The sequence below is a fragment of the Streptosporangium sp. OZ121 genome (genome assembly GCF_051918885.1).
Taxonomy (GTDB): Bacteria; Actinomycetota; Actinomycetes; order Streptosporangiales; family Streptosporangiaceae; genus Streptosporangium.
Map to the genome: position 1 here is coordinate 255,727 of NZ_JBPXMC010000005.1, position 14,595 is coordinate 270,321.

A 14,595-nucleotide genomic window follows, 5' to 3' on the forward strand; every position below is an offset into this window, starting at 1 on the left:
GACGAGCGAGACGACTCTGGGCAGCCGGGGAATCGCCGCGATGTGCCGGGGGCCGGTCAGCCCAGGCGCCAGACGCGGACGGCGTCGTCGCCGCCTCCGGTGACCGCGACGGGGCGCCCGCCGAGTTCGGTCACCGCGGCGGCGAACACGTTGTGGTCGTGGGCCTTGAACGGCCGCCCCGCCGGCTTTCCCGTGTCGAGGTCGTGGACCCGCGCGGTGGAGTCGTTGCTGCCGGAGACGACGACGGTGAGCGACCCCACCCGGCCGACGGCCAGGGAGTAGACCCAGCCGCTGTGGCTCCGGATGGGCGGGCGCACCTCACCGGCGCCCGCGGCGTCGTCGATGTGGATGTCCTGCGCGCCTCCGGCGGACAGCACCACGAGCCTGCCGTCCAGCTCGGCCGTGGTGACGACCGTGACCTGGGACCGCTGGGTGAGGATCGTCTCGCCGGGCCCCGAGCGGAGCGGCCAGCGGCGCACCGTACCGTCGCCGCCACCGGTGAACACGACGGGCTCGCCGTCGAGCTCGGCGGTGGCCAGGCCGAACACGGCGCCGACGGAGGCACGGCGGGCCTTGCCGATCGCGGCGCCCGTCCTCAGGTCCCACAGGCGCAGGCTCCCGTCGCGGCCGCCGGCCACCACGACGGGCTCGCCGTCGAGGGTGGCCAGGGCGAGGGAGAAGACGGGCACGGCGGCGTCGAAGGGCCTGCCGACCGGCTTGCGGGTGGTGAGGTCCCAGCGGCGTACGGTGCCGTCGTCGCCGCCCGACACCGCGATCGTCCTGCCGTCCAGCTCGGTGACCGCGACGGAGCGCACCCAGTTGGTGTGCCCGGTGAGCGTGGCCAGCGGCCTGCGGGTGGCGAGGTCCCACAGGCGGACGGTGCGGTCGTTGGCACCGGAGACGATCACGGGCCTGCCGCCGACCTGGGCGATCGCCACCGTCTGGAGGTCGTCGCGATGGCCGCGCAACGGGCCGCCGACCGGCGCGCTCCTCCAGTCCCCGGTGACCGAGGTGGGGGTGGCCGCGGGGGACGCCGATCCACCGGGAGAGGGGGAACCGCTGGGAGACGGCGAGGTGCTGGGCGGCGCTGATTCGCCGGACGAGGGGGATCCGCCGGAGACCGACGGGGATCCGGTCAGCGCGACGGGGGTGGGGTCCGCGGGCTCCTCCCCCGTACCCGCCAGCAGCGGCGGGAGCACGAAGACTCCCGCGGAGACCGCGAGGGCGGAGGCCGCGACGGCGGCCCCGATCCGCCACGGGCGCGATCGTCCGGACCCGCCGGGCACGGTCGCGTCGGCGGATTCCTCCCGCGTGTCACCGGGAAAGGCCGGTCCCCCGGGATCCGCCGGGCGCCGCTGCCCCGGCGTGGCGCCCGGGCCGACCGGTGACCGCCCGGCGTACGACGGCTGCGCGGGCGCGGTGCCACGCCCGGGTGGCGGCAACGGCGGGGACGGCGACTCGGACAGCGACCGCGAGAGCGGCTGCCGGGAGCCGGCACTCCACCCGGGAGACGGCTGCCCGGACTCGCCGTCCCAACCGGGGGACGGCTGGGGCGACGGCGGCCGGTCCCGTACCGGGTCCCCGGCCCGCGGCGGTGACGGTGGCGCGACGGCACCCGCCGACGGCTGGCGGATCAGCCGGAACAGCAGGTCGGGGGCGGTCGGCCGGCCGGCGGGGGTCTTGGCCAGGCAGGCGCGCAGCAGCGGCCGCAGCCCCTCGGGCACCCCGGACAGGTCGGGCTCGGCGTTGAGGATGCGGTGGAGCACGGCCGGGATGGAGTCCTGGCCGAACGCGGGGCCGCCGGTGGCGGCGAACACCATCGTCACGGCCCAGCTGAACACGTCCGAGGGAGCGGCGACGAGCTGACCGTGCACCTGCTCGGGTGACATGTAGGCCGGGGTCCCGATGGCGCCGCTGGTCTGGGCGGGCCCGGCGTCGAGCGCCTTGGAGATGCCGAAGTCGATGACCCGCGGGCCGTCGAAGCCGAGGAGCACGTTGGCCGGTTTGAAGTCGCGGTGCGCGATCCCCGCCTGGTGGATGGCGACGAGCGCGGTGGCCGTGCTGATCGCGACGCGCTGCAGGGCGGCACCGTCGCGTGGCCCCTCGCGCTCGACGGCCTGCTGCAGCGACGGCCCGTCTATGAACTCGCTCACCACGTAGAGGTGGTCGCCGCTCTCCCCCGCGTCGAGCACCCGGGCGGTGCAGAACTCGGCGATCTGCCGGGCGACGGCGATCTCCCGTTGGAAGCGCGTCCTCGCGACCTGGTCGGCGGCGAACCTCGGGTGCAGCACCTTGACCGCGACGCGCTCACCGGCCGGGTCACGGCCGAGGTAGACCGTGCCCTGCCCGCCCTCACCCAGCCTGGCCTCGATCGTGTACGGCCCGAAGGCGGTGGGGTCGCCGGATCTGAGCTCCGTACCGGCCATCGTGCTCCTCCCCCGCCGCGAACCCGCCCGAGTGGGCCGGCGGCCGGCGCCCTGCCGCACGCGCCGGGTTCCGGGCAGCCGAGTCCCGGAAAGGAGCATGCCAGTATCAGCGAATTAGACCAAATGCCTGCTGACTGTCAGTCGAGGATGCTGGCGTGCAGGGCGCGCAGCACCGCGTTGGTCCGGTCGCGCGCCCCGAGTTTGAGCAGCACGGTCGAGACGTGGTTCTTCACCGTGCCTTCGGCCAGGAACAGAGCCTGGGCGATCTCGCGGTTGCTGTAACCCTCCGCGACGAGCCGCAGCACCTCCACCTCTCGTTCGGTGAGCCGCTGGATCGCGGGCAGGTCGTCGTCCGCCGGCCGGCGGCGGTGCACCGCGCGCAGCAGCCGATCGGTGATCGACGGCGAGATCAGCGTCCCTCCGTCGGCCAGGACGCGGATGGCCCGGGTCAGCCGTTCGAGCGTCACGTCCTTCAGCAGGTAGCCGCATGCCCCCGCCCGCATCGCGTCCAGCACCAGGGTGTCGTTGTCGAACGTGGTCAGCACGAGCACCGGCGGCGAGTCGTCCGCGCGCTCCCGCAACGCCTCGAGCACCCAGATGCCGTCGTGGCGGGGCATGCGCAGGTCGAGCAGGACGACGTCGGGGGCGTGCTCCTCGATCGCCGCCAGCGCGGACATGCCGTCGTCGGACTCCCCCACCACCTCGATGTCGTCGGTCAGGTCGAGCAGGCTGCGGATGCCCTGCCGGACCAGGGTCTGGTCGTCGACCACGATCACCCGGATCACCGCGCCGGCACCCTGGCGGTGACGCGGAAACCGTCGCTGCCGTCGAGCCGCACGTCGCCGCCGATCGCGTCGATCCGCTCGCTCAGGCCGCGCAGCCCGTTGCCCGGCCGCAGTTGGGGGCTGCCGCGCCCGTCGTCGACGGAGGTGAGCCTCACGACCCGGTCCGGGGTGCTCTCGATCCGGATGCGCAGCGAGGTCGCGTCCGCGTGCCGGATGGTGTTGGTGACGATCTCCTGGACGACGCGGATGAGCGTCATGGTCACCTCCTCGGTGGGACGTACGTCGTCGTCGATCCACACGCCGATGTCGAGGCCGGGAATGTCGCGTACCACGGCGGCCAGGGACTCGCGCAGATCGGGCGCGTCGGCGCGCAGCTGCCCGACGGTCGTGCGCACGTCGCGGAGCAGGTCCCGCGCCACCCGGTCGGCGCGCTCGATGTGCACGCGCGCGCCGGGGCCGTCGTGGTGCCGGGCGACCTCCAGCTCCAGGGTGAGCGCCGTGAGCTGGTGCCCCATCAGGTCGTGCAGTTCCCGGGCGATGCGCAGGCGTTCGTGGGCGCGTGCGGTGTCGGCCAGGATGACGCTCGCCGCCCGCAGCTCCAGATGCGCCTCGCTCAGCTCGCGGCGTATCCGCTGCTCCCGGATGGTCGCCAGCGAGCTCAGCAGCGTCGCGACCTGGATCAGCAGGTACAGCAGCGCGCTGAGGCCGATCTCGGTGAGGGTGGCGCCGGTGAGGCCCACGCTCGCGGCGATGACGACGGTGTTGAGCACGACCACCACCGGGCCCGCCCACGGCGGCGCGACGTACGCGCTCAAGGCCGCGGCGAAGACCAGCAGGATCGGCAGCCACCCGGCGCCGGGCGCCGTCAGGACCGTCAGCCATCCCAGCGCGACGGCCGCGCCGTAGCAGGCCCACGCCCGCCTCGGCCGGCGATCCTCCCAGAGCGCGGCGGTCAGCGAGGTGGCCAGCAGCGCCACGAACAGCACGCCCCACACCGGCAGGGGCACCCAGGTCCGGGCCGCGCCGAGCAGTATCGGGGTGCCCACCGCGAGGCACACCAGTAGCACCGCCAGCCCAGCCCACCCGTCCGGCTCGATTCGCCGCATACCATCACTCTACTGACGCTCGCATCCGCGCCGAGGTGCCGAAAGTCATGGGTACCGATGCTGACCATCGGCACAGGCGCCAGGGGCTCGCCCTTCCTAACGTCGACGGCATGCATGCGACAACGTCACCTCCCGCCGTCGAAGCGGACCGTCTGCACAAGCGCTACCGCTCCAAGGTCGCCGTCGAGGAGGTCAGCCTTTCTGTCGCCGCCGGCGAGATCTTCGGCATCCTGGGACGCAACGGAGCCGGCAAGACGACCACCGTCGAGCTGATCGCCGGGCTCAGGCGGCCCGACCGCGGCACCGTCCGCGTGCTCGGCCTGGACACCCGGCGCGACCGGGCCCGGCTGCGCCAGGTCCTCGGAGTCCAGTTGCAGGAGGCCACCTTGCACCCCGCGCTCACGGTCACCGAGCTGGTCCGCCTGTACGGGACCTTCTACCGCGACCCGCTGCCGGCCGCCGGCCTGATCGAGTCGGTCGGCCTGACCGCCTCCCACCGCACCCGCTTCGAGAATCTCTCCGGCGGCCAGCAGCAACGGCTGTCGATCGCGCTCGCCCTCGTCGGGCGGCCCCGGGTGGTGATCCTCGACGAGCTCACCACCGGGCTCGACCCCGAGGCGCGCCGCCAGATGTGGTCGGCCCTTGAGCGGCTGCGCGAGTCCGGCGTGACCGTCCTGCTCGTCAGCCACGCCATGGAGGAGGTCGAACGACTGTGCGACCGGGTCGCGCTGCTCGACGAGGGACGGGTCATCGCCCTCGACTCGCCCTCCGGGCTCGTGCGAAGGGCCGGGTTCGCCCAGCGGGTCACCTTCCGCACGGCCGCCCCCGTGCCGAGCGGGCTGCTCGAAGGACTCGGCGAGGTCGAGCGGGTACGCGCCGACGGCGACCACGTCCTCGTCGAAGGCCGCGGTGACCTGCTCCAGGCCGTCAGCGTCGCGCTCGTACGCGCCGGCGTCGTGGCGACCGAGACGCGCAGCGAACAGGCCGGCCTGGACGACGCCTTCGTCGCCCTGACCGGGCACCGGCTCGACACCGAGGAGGAGACGATCCGATGACGGACATCACCGTCCACCGCCCCGGCCCGCGCGCCTGGGCCGGACTGCTGATCTGCGAGCTCAAGATGGTCGCCCGCGACACCGCCGGGCTGATCGTGCCGATCGGCCTGCCCATGCTCATCCTGGTGATGAACGCCTCGTCCGCCGGCCGGGAGACGATCGCACACGGCCGCACGGCGTTCGACGTCCACGTGCTGCCGCTGACGTTCACGATGATCGTGGCCTTGACCGGCATCGTCAACATGCCGAGCTTCCTGGCCCACTACCGTCACAGCGGCATCCTGCGACGTCTCGGGGTGACGCCCGCCTCGCCCGTGCTGATCCTCGTCGCCCAGGCGGCCGCCGGCGTGCTGCAGATCGCCGTCGGCGTCACGGCCGCCTGGATCCTGGCCACGCTGGCGTTCGACGCCAACCCCCCGGTGCGCGTCGGCGCGGCGCTCGGTGTGCTGGCGCTGACGGTGGCCGCCATGTACGCCGTGGGCCTGGTCGTCGCCGCGCTGTCGCCCACCCCGAACTCCTCCGTGGCGATCGGCCTGAGCCTCTTCTTCGTCCTGGGCGCCACCGGCGGCATGTTCGGCGGGCGCGACAGTCTCCCGGAGGTGATCACGACGATCGGTCAGTGGCTGCCGTTCGGCGCCGGGAGCCAGGCCCTGTCGGCCGCCTGGATCGGCGCTCCCATCGAGGCCTCCAACCTGATCGGTCTCGCCGCCGGCGTCGTGTTCGGCAGCGTCGTCGCGGCCGTGTTCTTCCGCTGGGACTAGCCGGCCCTGCGCCCCCGCTCAGCCCTGCCCCCGTCCCCCGCCGCCCGATGACCGGCGTCCGGGGACGGCCGGACGGGACGGCCCGCGAGCCGGCCCCCGCCAGGCTCGCGGCTTTCCCGGCGGCCGGTGCGACACCCGCGAGGAGCGGCACCGGCGTCATCAACACGATGACGAGGACGGATCCAGCCCTTTTCCCACCCACCCCCCGTGGATCGGTCAGGACGGGTCTTTCCGAACGTTAGGCAGGGACGCGCCGGAAAGCATGAGTATCCCCTACTCATCCCACCGGATCCCCGTCCGGCGAAAACCCGCGAATCCCCACGTCATGGACATGCTTTCCCCCGCACCCGGCAGCGACGACTCCGAGGAGCGATCACCGGGGGCGCGCGACCGCGGTTCAGGGCATCGCCGTGTTGGCGTCCCTGCTCACCACGGCGAGCACCCCGTCGATCTCGGAGAGCGCCGTGGTGAGCTCCGTTATCGAGCCGGCGCCGTGCACGGTGAGCCAGAGCGAGACGGTCGCCGGGCTCTGACCCTCGGGGCGCTGGCCGACGGACAGCTCGTCCACGCCGAATCCCCGCCGCGTGCATTCGGCCAGTGCCCGCCGCAGCACGCCCTGCTCGCCGAGGTAGGTCAGGTGGAGCCGCGAGGGTGCGTACTTGGACCGGGGAAGCCGGTCGGCCAGCGGCGTGAGGACGAACACCGTCGCGAAGTACCCGGCGGTCACGATGATCGCCAGCAGCCACAGCCCGGCCCCCGCCGCCATGCCCACCCCGGCGGTGAGCCAGACGGCCGCGGCGGTGGTGAGGCCGCGGACCGCGTCACCGCGGACGAATATCAGTCCCGCGCCCAGGAAGCCGATGCCGGACACGATCTGGGAGGCCACCCGGGACGGATCGAGGTTGACGTTCTCCCCCAGGACATCGGCGAAGCCGTATTTCGACACCAGCATGATCAGGGCGGCGGCGAAGCCGACCAGGGTGTGGGTGCGCAGGCCCGCGCTCTTCTGGCGGACCTCCCGCTCAAGGCCGATCATGGCCGAGAGCGCGAAGGCCAGGAACAGTGCCCCCACCTGTGCCCAGCCCTGTCCGGCGAGTTCACCGAGAGGTGCCATCCCCATCACCCCCGGTCCCGCGCCCCGGTGAAGGCGACACACCCCGCCAATCCCCGGCCCCGCACGACCCGTAACGTCGTTTGGCCAGGACTTTGCCCGTCCGGCCGGCTCTCGAACCACCGGCCCGCGGACCGTCACACCGCGGCCCCCGGCTCGCGCACTGTCGTACCGCGGACCGCCGGGGGGACGAGCACCGGCCCGCCCCGCGGGGAAGGCGGGGAGGGCCGGTGGGGGTCAGGCCGCTACGGGGTGGCCTTGTCGGGGCGCTCGGAGACGCGGAGGCTGTTGAGCACGGTGTCGCCGGTCCGCTTGGCGAACCGCACGTTGAGCTGGCCCGACGATGCCCTCGCCGCGGACGCCGAGTTCGTCCCAGACGCGGGGGCGTTGACGCGGTCGATGTTCCACTCGATCGCGTTGATCCTCGCCACCTCCTTGCCGGGCAGCGGCTCGGGCACCTTGGTGACCCGGCTGGGCTCGATCCGGTCCACCTCGGGCCGCTCGGCGATCTTCTCGGCCAGCTTGGCGTTGCCGGTCACCTGGATGGCGTTGGCGATCCAGAAGGGGGTGAAGTCGGCGTTCTCGCACGAATCCACCCGGAAACTCGCCCGGCACGTGGAGCGCGGCACGGGGCGGATCCTGTCGGCCACCGTCCGATGCGAGGGGGGCCGGTGGTTCGTCGCGTTCACCTGCGAGCTCGACCGCCCCGACCGCGCCCCGGCCCGGCCGGGCGCCGTCGTCGGGGTGGATCTCGGGGTCAAGGACCTCGCGGTGCTGTCCACCGGGGAAGTCGTCGCCAACCCCAAACATCACCGCTCGGCGCTCAGGCGGCTGCGCAAGCTGAACAAGCAACTCGCCCGCCGCGTCGGCCCCCGCGCCCCGGACGGCGGCAGGCGCGAGGCCTCGGCCCGCTGGGCCAAGGCCAAGGCCGCGCTCGGCAAAGCACATGCACGGGTGGCCAACCAGCGGCGCGACGGCCTGCATAAGCTCACCAGCCGCCTGGCGGCCACCTGGGGCACGGTGGTTGGTCGAAGACCTCACCATTCTCCGGGATGGTCCGTAACCGTCGCCTGGCCCGCGCCGTCTCCGACGTCGCCATGGCCGAGGTGCGGCGGCAACTGTCCTACAAAACCGCATGGAGCGGCGGCAGGCTCATCGTCGCCGACCGGTGGTATCCCTCCAGTAAGACCTGTTCGGGTTGCGGCGCGGTGACAGCCAAGCTCGCCCTGTCCGAACGCACCTACACCTGCGCCGGGTGCGGCCTGGTCGCCGACCGTGACCTCAATGCCGCGCTGAATCTGGCCGCGCTCGCGGCCGACGTCGCCCAGAGTCGCGGAAAGACGCGAAACGCCCGTGGAGGAGCGGTAGGACCCGGCACCCGTGCCGGGCGCGCACCGGCGAAACGGGAACCCCGGAAACGGGGAACGCTCCGGCGCAAGCCGGAAGCTGCCTGAGAGCGCGCTTACCACAGCACGCTCACAAGCAACGGTGTTTGACACACGATCTCCTTCACTCACTCCGGACGGGAGTCTCCCGCCCGGCAGAGCGACGCGGGGTGCGCACGATCTTTACAACCCACGTGGAGAATCCTGAATAGATCTTGTGTAATTTTCAAGCTTTCGGGTTACTAAAGCGCCATATGTCACCAGAATTAACATGAATGGACTGGCCCAAACGGCGAGCCGTACCGGCCGCGAACTCCCGCCCCTCCGCCGGACACGCCGCCTCGCCGCCTCCTCCGCGGGCCCGGTACGGCATGTGGGCTTCACGCGATCAGCGGGACGCGGGAGGATTGGCGGCGTGAACCGCACCGCTGTACGCCTGGGAGTGTTCCTGCTGGCCGCCGTCGCGGTCGTGGCGGTGCTCCTCGCCCTGCTGCCCCCGTCCTCCACCGGCACGTACGGCAAGGAGGACGCCCGAGCCTCCGCCGTCGCGGTGAAGAAGCTGGGCGAGCGCGACCACGAGCTCACCGTCACCTCCGCCGCGCTCGGCCGCGAGGGCAGGGTCAGGGTCCTGCTGCCCGAGGGGTGGGAGCCGGGCTCGGGTCCGTGGCCGGTGCTGTATCTGCTGAACGGCTGCTGCCAGTCCGATTACGACACCTGGGTGACCAAGGGAGGCGCCGCGGAGCTCACCTCGGGCTACCCCGCGCTCGTGGTCATCCCCGAGAGCGGCGACGTCGGTTTCTACTCGGACTGGCGCGAGGGGCCCGGCTGGGAGACCTTCCACCTCACCGAGGTGCGGACCGTCCTGGAGCGCGACTACGGCGCCGGGGACCGGCGGGCGGTGGCGGGGCTGTCCATGGGCGGGTTCGGGGCGATGTCGTACGCGGCCCGCCACCCCGGCATGTTCCAGGCGGCGGCCTCCTACTCCGGGGTGCTGCACACCCGTGACGGCAACGGCGGCGTCGACTGGCTGCTCGAGCAGTACGGCGAGGAGTCCGTGAAGCTCTGGGGCTCCCCCCAGGACCCGGAGTGGGCCGCCCGCAATCCGGCCGACCTCACCGGCGCGCTGCGCGGGGTGCGGCTCTTCGTCTCCAGCGGCGACGGCGCCCCCGGCCCGCTGGACGACGCCTCCGAGGCGCGGGACGAGGGCGAGGCCTCCCTGCTCCTCCAGGCCGTGACCTTCGTCGAGCGGGCCAAGGCGAACGGCGCCGACGTGGCGGTCGACTTCTACGGCCCCGGCACCCACTCCTGGCCCTACTGGCGCCGCGGCCTCGAACGCTCGCTCCCCATGCTCATGGGCTCCATCGGCGCGTCCGTCTGAGGATCCGCGGGTCATCGGCGGGCCGGCGACCGGGAGGCCGCGGGGCACCGGCGGGCGGGCGTTCAGGGGACCGCGAGCGACCGGCGGGCCGGTGACTCAAGAGGTCACGGGGCACCGGCGAGCTGGTACTCCCGGTCGCGCGGAAAGTTAAGACGGGCGACTCTGGGCGTTCAGCTCAGACACCCCTTTCCGGTCACCCCCGTGGCTAGGTTCCTATGACACCCCAGCTCAGGGGCGTTCGCCGTATGTCATGAGGAGCCACCTTGCGAGTCCTGGCCGTTGTCCCCGCCCGTGGAGGTTCGGTGGGGGTCCCCCTGAAGAACCTGGCCGCGGTGGGCGGCAGTCCCCTGGTCGCCCGTGCGGTACGGGCCTGCGTGCGCGCCGAGCTGGTCGACGAGGTCGTGGTCAGCACCGACCACGAGGGAATCGCCGAGGCCGCCCGCGCCGCGGGTGCCACCGTGATCCACCGGCCGGAGGAGCTGAGCGGCGCGACCGCCTCCAGCGAGTCCGCCGTGCTGCACGCGCTGGACCATCTGTCCGAGGTCCCCGACGTGGTCATCCTGGTGCAGTGCACCAGCGCGTTCATCGACCCCGCCGACCTGGACAGCGCGATCGCCAAGGTCCTGGACGGCAGCGCCGACGTGGTCTTCTCCGGGCTGGAGACGCACGAGTTCCTGTGGAGCGCCAGCGGCGCGGGCGTCAACCACGACCCGTCCCACCGTCCCCGCCGCCAGGACCGCGAGCCGAACTTCCGCGAGACCGGCGCGTTCTACGTGATGCGCACCGAGGGCCTGCGCGAGCACGGTCACCGCTTCTTCGGCGCCGTCGCCGTGCAGCAGGTGCCCTCGCGCCACGCCATCGAGGTCGACACCCCCGAGGACCTGGAGATCGTACGGGCGCTCGCGCCCTTCGTCGACGAGCCCGAGCCGATCGACGTGGACGCGGTGATCACCGACTTCGACGGCGTGCACACCGACGACCGCGCCTACGTCGACCAGGACGGCCGCGAGATGGTCGCGGTCAGCCGCTCCGACGGCATGGGCATCTCGCTGCTGCGCCGCTCCGGCGTCAAGCTGATGATCATGTCCACCGAGCACAACCCGGTGGTCGCGGCCCGCGCCCGCAAGCTCGGCGTGCCCGTCCTGCAGGGCCTGACCGACAAGCGGACCGTGCTGCGCGACTGGCTCGCCATCGAGGGGATCGACCCGGCCCGCGTCGCGTACGTCGGCAACGACGTCAACGACCTGGGCCCGATGAGCGACGTCGGCTGGCCCGTCACGGTCCCCGACGCCCACCCCAAGGTCCGCGCCGCCGCCAGGACCGTGCTGACCCGGGCCGGAGGGGCCGGGGCCGTACGGGAGCTGTGCGACCGGGTCCTCGCGGCCCGACCGCTGGAGGAGGTCGTCACCACTCCCGCGCCCCGCGCCGAGCTGCGGCTCACCCCGGTCGCCAAGCCCGTCCAGATCGGCGACTCGCTGGTCGGCGCCGGCCAGCCGGTCTACATGATCGCCGAGATCGGCATCAACCACAACGGCGACCTGGACATCGCGCGCAGGCTGATCGACGTGGCGGCCGAGGCGGGCTGCCAGGCGGTCAAGTTCCAGAAGCGCACCCCGGAGATCTGCGTGCCGCTGGAGCAGCGCGACCAGATCCGGCAGACGCCCTGGGGCGAGATGACCTACATGGAGTACAAGATCAGGACCGAGTTCGGCCTGAAGGAGTACACCGAGATCGCCAAGCACTGCCAGGAGCGCGGCCTGGACTGGTTCGCCTCCCCGTGGGACGTGCCGTCGGTGGAGTTCCTCGAGTCGATGAACGTGGTCACCCACAAGATCGCCTCGGCGAGCGTGACCGACCTGGAGCTGCTGCGCGCGCTCGCCTCCACCGGCAAGCCGCTCATCCTGTCCACCGGCATGTCCACGCTGGAGGAGATCGACCAGGCGGTGGAGATCCTCGGCACCTCCAAGCTGGTGATGATGCACGCCACCTCCACCTACCCGCTTCCTCCCGAGGAGGCCAACCTCCGCGCGATCGTCACCCTCCAGGAGCGGTACGGCGTGCCGGTCGGCTACTCCGGCCACGAGCGCGGCCTGCAGATCTCGCTCGCGGCGGTGACCCTGGGCGCGGTGACCGTGGAGCGGCACATCACGCTCGACCGCACCATGTGGGGCTCCGACCACGCCGCCTCGCTGGAGCCGGCCGGGCTGGAGCACCTGGTCCGCGACATCCGGATCATCGAGACCGCCCTGGGCGACGGCGTCAAGCGGGTCTTCCCCGGCGAGGAGGCTCCCAAGTCGCGCCTGCGCCGCGTCACCGTGTGACCCTTCGATCGGGAAGTCGCGTCACCGTATGGCCCTCCGATCAGGAACGGGAAGAACAACTTGATCAAGCTGTCCGTCGTCGTCCCGGTGCGGGACGCGGAGGCCTACATCGGTGACGCGCTGACCTCGCTGGTCAGGAACGCGCGCCGGGACTTCGAGTTCATCGTGGTGGACGACGGATCCGCGGACGCGACCGGGCAGATCGTCGAGGACTTCCGCGGCGACCTGCCCGGTCTGGTCGTGCTGCACAACGACGCGCCGGTCGGGCTGGCCGACGCGCGCAACCTCGGGGTCACCCTGGCCTCCGGCCGCTACCTGACGTTCATGGACGGCGACGACTGGCTCGCGCCCGGCTACCTGGAGGACCTGGTCGGGGCGATCGAGCGGCTCGGCTGCGACTTCGTCCGGGTCGACCACGTCCAGGTGGAGGGCAGGAAGCGGGTGATCCACCGGGCGCCGCTCGCCACCCGGGAGGTCGTGCTGAAGCCGCGCGACCACATCCTGCCCGCCCGGTCGAAGACCATGGTCGACTACCCGTACGCGTGGGCGGGGATCTACCGCCGCGACCTCGGCGAGCTGCTGACCTTTCCCGGGCATCTGCACACCGCCGAGGACAGGCCGTGGATCTGGCGGCTGCACCGCGCCGCGAGCTCGTTCGCGGTGGTGTCGCTGGCCGGGCTGTTCTACCGGCGGATGGTGGCGGGCTCGCTGACGCGGATCGGCGACGCCAGGCAGCTGCACTTCTTCGACGCCTTCGACATGGTCTTCGACGGCCTGGAGGAGGAGTTCACGCCCAAGGCGGTGCGCATGTTCCGCGCGCTCCTGGCCCACCACCTGGAGACGGGCGAGCGGTTCTCCCCCGAGCTGCGCGCCCGCTTCGAGGAGCGCGGCGCCGCCACCCTGAGGCGGTTCCCCGCGGACCTGCTCGCCGAGACCCGCCTGGACCCGGAACGCGACCAGATCCTGCAGAGACTCCTGGAGGGCTGATGACGCAGCTGTTCTACGCCTCGACCCTGTTCGGCGCGATGACGCTGGCGGCGGCGATCGACGACGGCCGCTTCGGCCCCCGCGAGGGGCGCCGGATCCTGCTGGTGTCCAACAACGCGGCCATCCCGGAGATCACCCCGTCCCTGGACGAGACCCCCGGTTTCGCCGCGCTGCGCCCGCGCTTCGACGAGGTCCACTCGTGGAACGAGATCGTGGCCCCGCTGCACCCCTCGGACTGGAAGGCCCGCGTCATCGAGGTGCCGATGCTGAGCCGCCTGGTCGGTTCGCACCTGTCCCTGGGGAACGGGCCCGCCGAGCTGGTCCTGGAGTCCATCGCGGTCCCGCCGGCCAGGACCCTGGCGGGGCTGGTCAAGGACTGCCCGATCTCGGTCTACTCCGACGGCCTGATGAGCTACGGCCCGACCCGCGACCCGCTGCCGCTGGAGGTCTCCGGCCGGATCACCCGCCTGCTCCACCTCGACCTGGTCCCCGGCCTGACGCCGCTGCTGCTGTCGGAGTACGGGGTCCCCGCCGAGATCATCCCCGGCCGGGCCTTCCTCGACCTGATCGGGGGGACACCCGGGACACCCTCGGGCCGGGCGATGATCCTCGGGCAGTACCTGTCCGCCCTCGACCTCGTCACCCCCGAGGAGGAGGCGCGGCTGCACGCCGACATGCTGCGCGGCCTCACCGCCCGGGGGTTTCGCGGCGTGCTGTTCAAGCCCCACCCGGCCGCGGGGCGCGAGCACGCCCGGCGGCTGCGCGAGACGGCCGCCGAGCTGGGCGTCGAGCTGGAGGTGGTGGCGGAGACCGTGCCCGCCGAGTCGTGCTTCGCCGAGCTGCGGCCCGAGCTCGTGGTCGGCTGCTTCTCCACCGCCCTGATCACCGCGAGCCGGTACTTCGGGCTCCCGGTGGCGACGGTGGGCGGCGAGCTGGTCCTGGAGCGGCTCACCCCGTACGAGAACAGCAACCGGATCCCGGCCACCGTCACCGACGCCCTGCTGCCGCGTCTGTCGGCGGACGGCTCGCTGGAGGAACCGCCGCCGGTGGATCTTCCCGCCCTGGTGGGCGCGGTCGGCTACTGCATGCAGGCCGAGGTGTATCCGGGGCTGCGCGAGAACGCCGCCGCCTACCTGGAGGCGCACGGCCCCGCCCGCTACTTCAAGCGCCAGCGCCTCGGCGCCCTGGACCTGGTCGCCCCGCGGGCCGCCGCCGCCTCCCGGGAGCGGAGTCCTCTGGGCAGGCTCCGCGACCGCCTGTCGAAGGCGTTCCCCTAGACC

12 protein-coding genes and 1 pseudogene are annotated in these 14,595 nt (G+C 72.6%); 8 read left to right on the forward strand and 5 right to left on the reverse strand.

What is annotated here, in order from left to right; genetic code table 11:
• Positions 1-56 precede the first annotated feature (56 nt).
• The 3 genes from ACTOQ1_RS13270 to ACTOQ1_RS13280 all read right to left on the reverse strand — a co-directional run bounded on the left by ACTOQ1_RS13270 (position 57) and on the right by ACTOQ1_RS13280 (position 4,317).
• Complete coding sequence (locus ACTOQ1_RS13270; protein WP_440066972.1) at positions 57-2,426, reverse strand: protein kinase domain-containing protein; 2,370 nt, start codon at positions 2,424-2,426, stop codon at positions 57-59.
• 137 nt (positions 2,427-2,563) lie between these two features.
• The gene (locus ACTOQ1_RS13275; RefSeq protein WP_440066973.1) at positions 2,564-3,211 is read right to left on the reverse strand and encodes a response regulator; all 648 of its coding nucleotides are present in this window, start codon (positions 3,209-3,211) and stop codon (positions 2,564-2,566) included.
• On the reverse strand, positions 3,208-4,317 hold the full coding sequence (locus tag ACTOQ1_RS13280) for a sensor histidine kinase (protein ID WP_440066974.1): 1,110 nt from the start codon (positions 4,315-4,317) through the stop codon (positions 3,208-3,210). The genes ACTOQ1_RS13275 and ACTOQ1_RS13280 overlap by 4 nt, the downstream gene beginning before the upstream one ends.
• Positions 4,318-4,427: 110 nt before the next feature.
• Here ACTOQ1_RS13280 and ACTOQ1_RS13285 point away from each other — a divergent pair, with 110 nt between their 5' ends.
• Together ACTOQ1_RS13285 and ACTOQ1_RS13290 are read left to right on the forward strand one after the other, a co-directional pair.
• Positions 4,428-5,372, forward strand: coding sequence for an ABC transporter ATP-binding protein (locus ACTOQ1_RS13285; RefSeq protein WP_440066976.1), 945 nt, complete (start codon positions 4,428-4,430; stop codon positions 5,370-5,372).
• On the forward strand, positions 5,369-6,133 hold the full coding sequence (locus ACTOQ1_RS13290) for an ABC transporter permease (RefSeq protein WP_440066978.1): 765 nt from the start codon (positions 5,369-5,371) through the stop codon (positions 6,131-6,133). Before ACTOQ1_RS13285 ends, ACTOQ1_RS13290 begins: the two co-directional genes overlap by 4 nt.
• Before the next feature lie 397 nt (positions 6,134-6,530).
• Here the strand turns inward: ACTOQ1_RS13290 and ACTOQ1_RS13295 are convergent, their stop codons facing one another.
• A complete protein-coding gene (locus ACTOQ1_RS13295; RefSeq protein WP_440066980.1) occupies positions 6,531-7,247 on the reverse strand; it encodes an MgtC/SapB family protein in 717 nt (238 codons plus the stop codon).
• Positions 7,248-7,489: 242 nt separating this feature from the next.
• A complete protein-coding gene (locus tag ACTOQ1_RS13300; protein ID WP_440067176.1) occupies positions 7,490-7,873 on the reverse strand; it encodes a hypothetical protein in 384 nt (127 codons plus the stop codon).
• On the opposite strand from ACTOQ1_RS13300, the pseudogene ACTOQ1_RS13305 reads away from it, so the two are divergent.
• The 6 genes and pseudogenes from ACTOQ1_RS13305 to ACTOQ1_RS13330 form a co-directional block, all read left to right on the forward strand.
• Positions 7,788-8,252 (forward strand): annotated as a pseudogene (locus ACTOQ1_RS13305) (transposase); the annotation flags it as partial. The gene ACTOQ1_RS13300 and the pseudogene ACTOQ1_RS13305 sit on opposite strands and share 86 nt — an antisense overlap.
• Before the next feature lie 44 nt (positions 8,253-8,296).
• Positions 8,297-8,698 carry a zinc ribbon domain-containing protein gene (locus ACTOQ1_RS13310; RefSeq protein ID WP_440066982.1) on the forward strand — a complete coding sequence of 134 codons (402 nt, stop codon included), beginning with the start codon at positions 8,297-8,299 and terminating at the stop codon, positions 8,696-8,698.
• A gap of 346 nt (positions 8,699-9,044) precedes the next feature.
• The gene (locus tag ACTOQ1_RS13315; protein ID WP_440066984.1) at positions 9,045-10,007 is read left to right on the forward strand and encodes an alpha/beta hydrolase; all 963 of its coding nucleotides are present in this window, start codon (positions 9,045-9,047) and stop codon (positions 10,005-10,007) included.
• 263 nt (positions 10,008-10,270) lie between these two features.
• Positions 10,271-12,328 carry an N-acetylneuraminate synthase family protein gene (locus ACTOQ1_RS13320; RefSeq protein ID WP_440066986.1) on the forward strand — a complete coding sequence of 686 codons (2,058 nt, stop codon included), beginning with the start codon at positions 10,271-10,273 and terminating at the stop codon, positions 12,326-12,328.
• Between the two features lie 60 nt (positions 12,329-12,388).
• On the forward strand, positions 12,389-13,315 hold the full coding sequence (locus ACTOQ1_RS13325; protein ID WP_440066988.1) for a glycosyltransferase family 2 protein: 927 nt from the start codon (positions 12,389-12,391) through the stop codon (positions 13,313-13,315).
• Complete coding sequence (locus ACTOQ1_RS13330; RefSeq protein WP_440066990.1) at positions 13,315-14,592, forward strand: alpha-2,8-polysialyltransferase family protein; 1,278 nt, start codon at positions 13,315-13,317, stop codon at positions 14,590-14,592. The genes ACTOQ1_RS13325 and ACTOQ1_RS13330 overlap by 1 nt, the downstream gene beginning before the upstream one ends.
• Positions 14,593-14,595 lie beyond the last annotated feature (3 nt).

What these genes read in the sequence shown, in the direction of transcription:
- ACTOQ1_RS13270 (WP_440066972.1), bottom strand. Translation starts at nt 2,426, where the DNA reads ATGGCCGGTACGGAGCTCAGATCCGGCGACCCCACCGCCTTCGGGCCG.
- ACTOQ1_RS13280 (WP_440066974.1), bottom strand. Translation starts at nt 4,317, where the DNA reads ATGCGGCGAATCGAGCCGGACGGGTGGGCTGGGCTGGCGGTGCTACTG.
- ACTOQ1_RS13285 (WP_440066976.1), top strand. Translation starts at nt 4,428, where the DNA reads ATGCATGCGACAACGTCACCTCCCGCCGTCGAAGCGGACCGTCTGCAC.
- ACTOQ1_RS13290 (WP_440066978.1), top strand. Translation starts at nt 5,369, where the DNA reads ATGACGGACATCACCGTCCACCGCCCCGGCCCGCGCGCCTGGGCCGGA.
- ACTOQ1_RS13295 (WP_440066980.1), bottom strand. Translation starts at nt 7,247, where the DNA reads ATGGCACCTCTCGGTGAACTCGCCGGACAGGGCTGGGCACAGGTGGGG.
- ACTOQ1_RS13310 (WP_440066982.1), top strand. Translation starts at nt 8,297, where the DNA reads ATGGTCCGTAACCGTCGCCTGGCCCGCGCCGTCTCCGACGTCGCCATG.
- ACTOQ1_RS13330 (WP_440066990.1), top strand. Translation starts at nt 13,315, where the DNA reads ATGACGCAGCTGTTCTACGCCTCGACCCTGTTCGGCGCGATGACGCTG.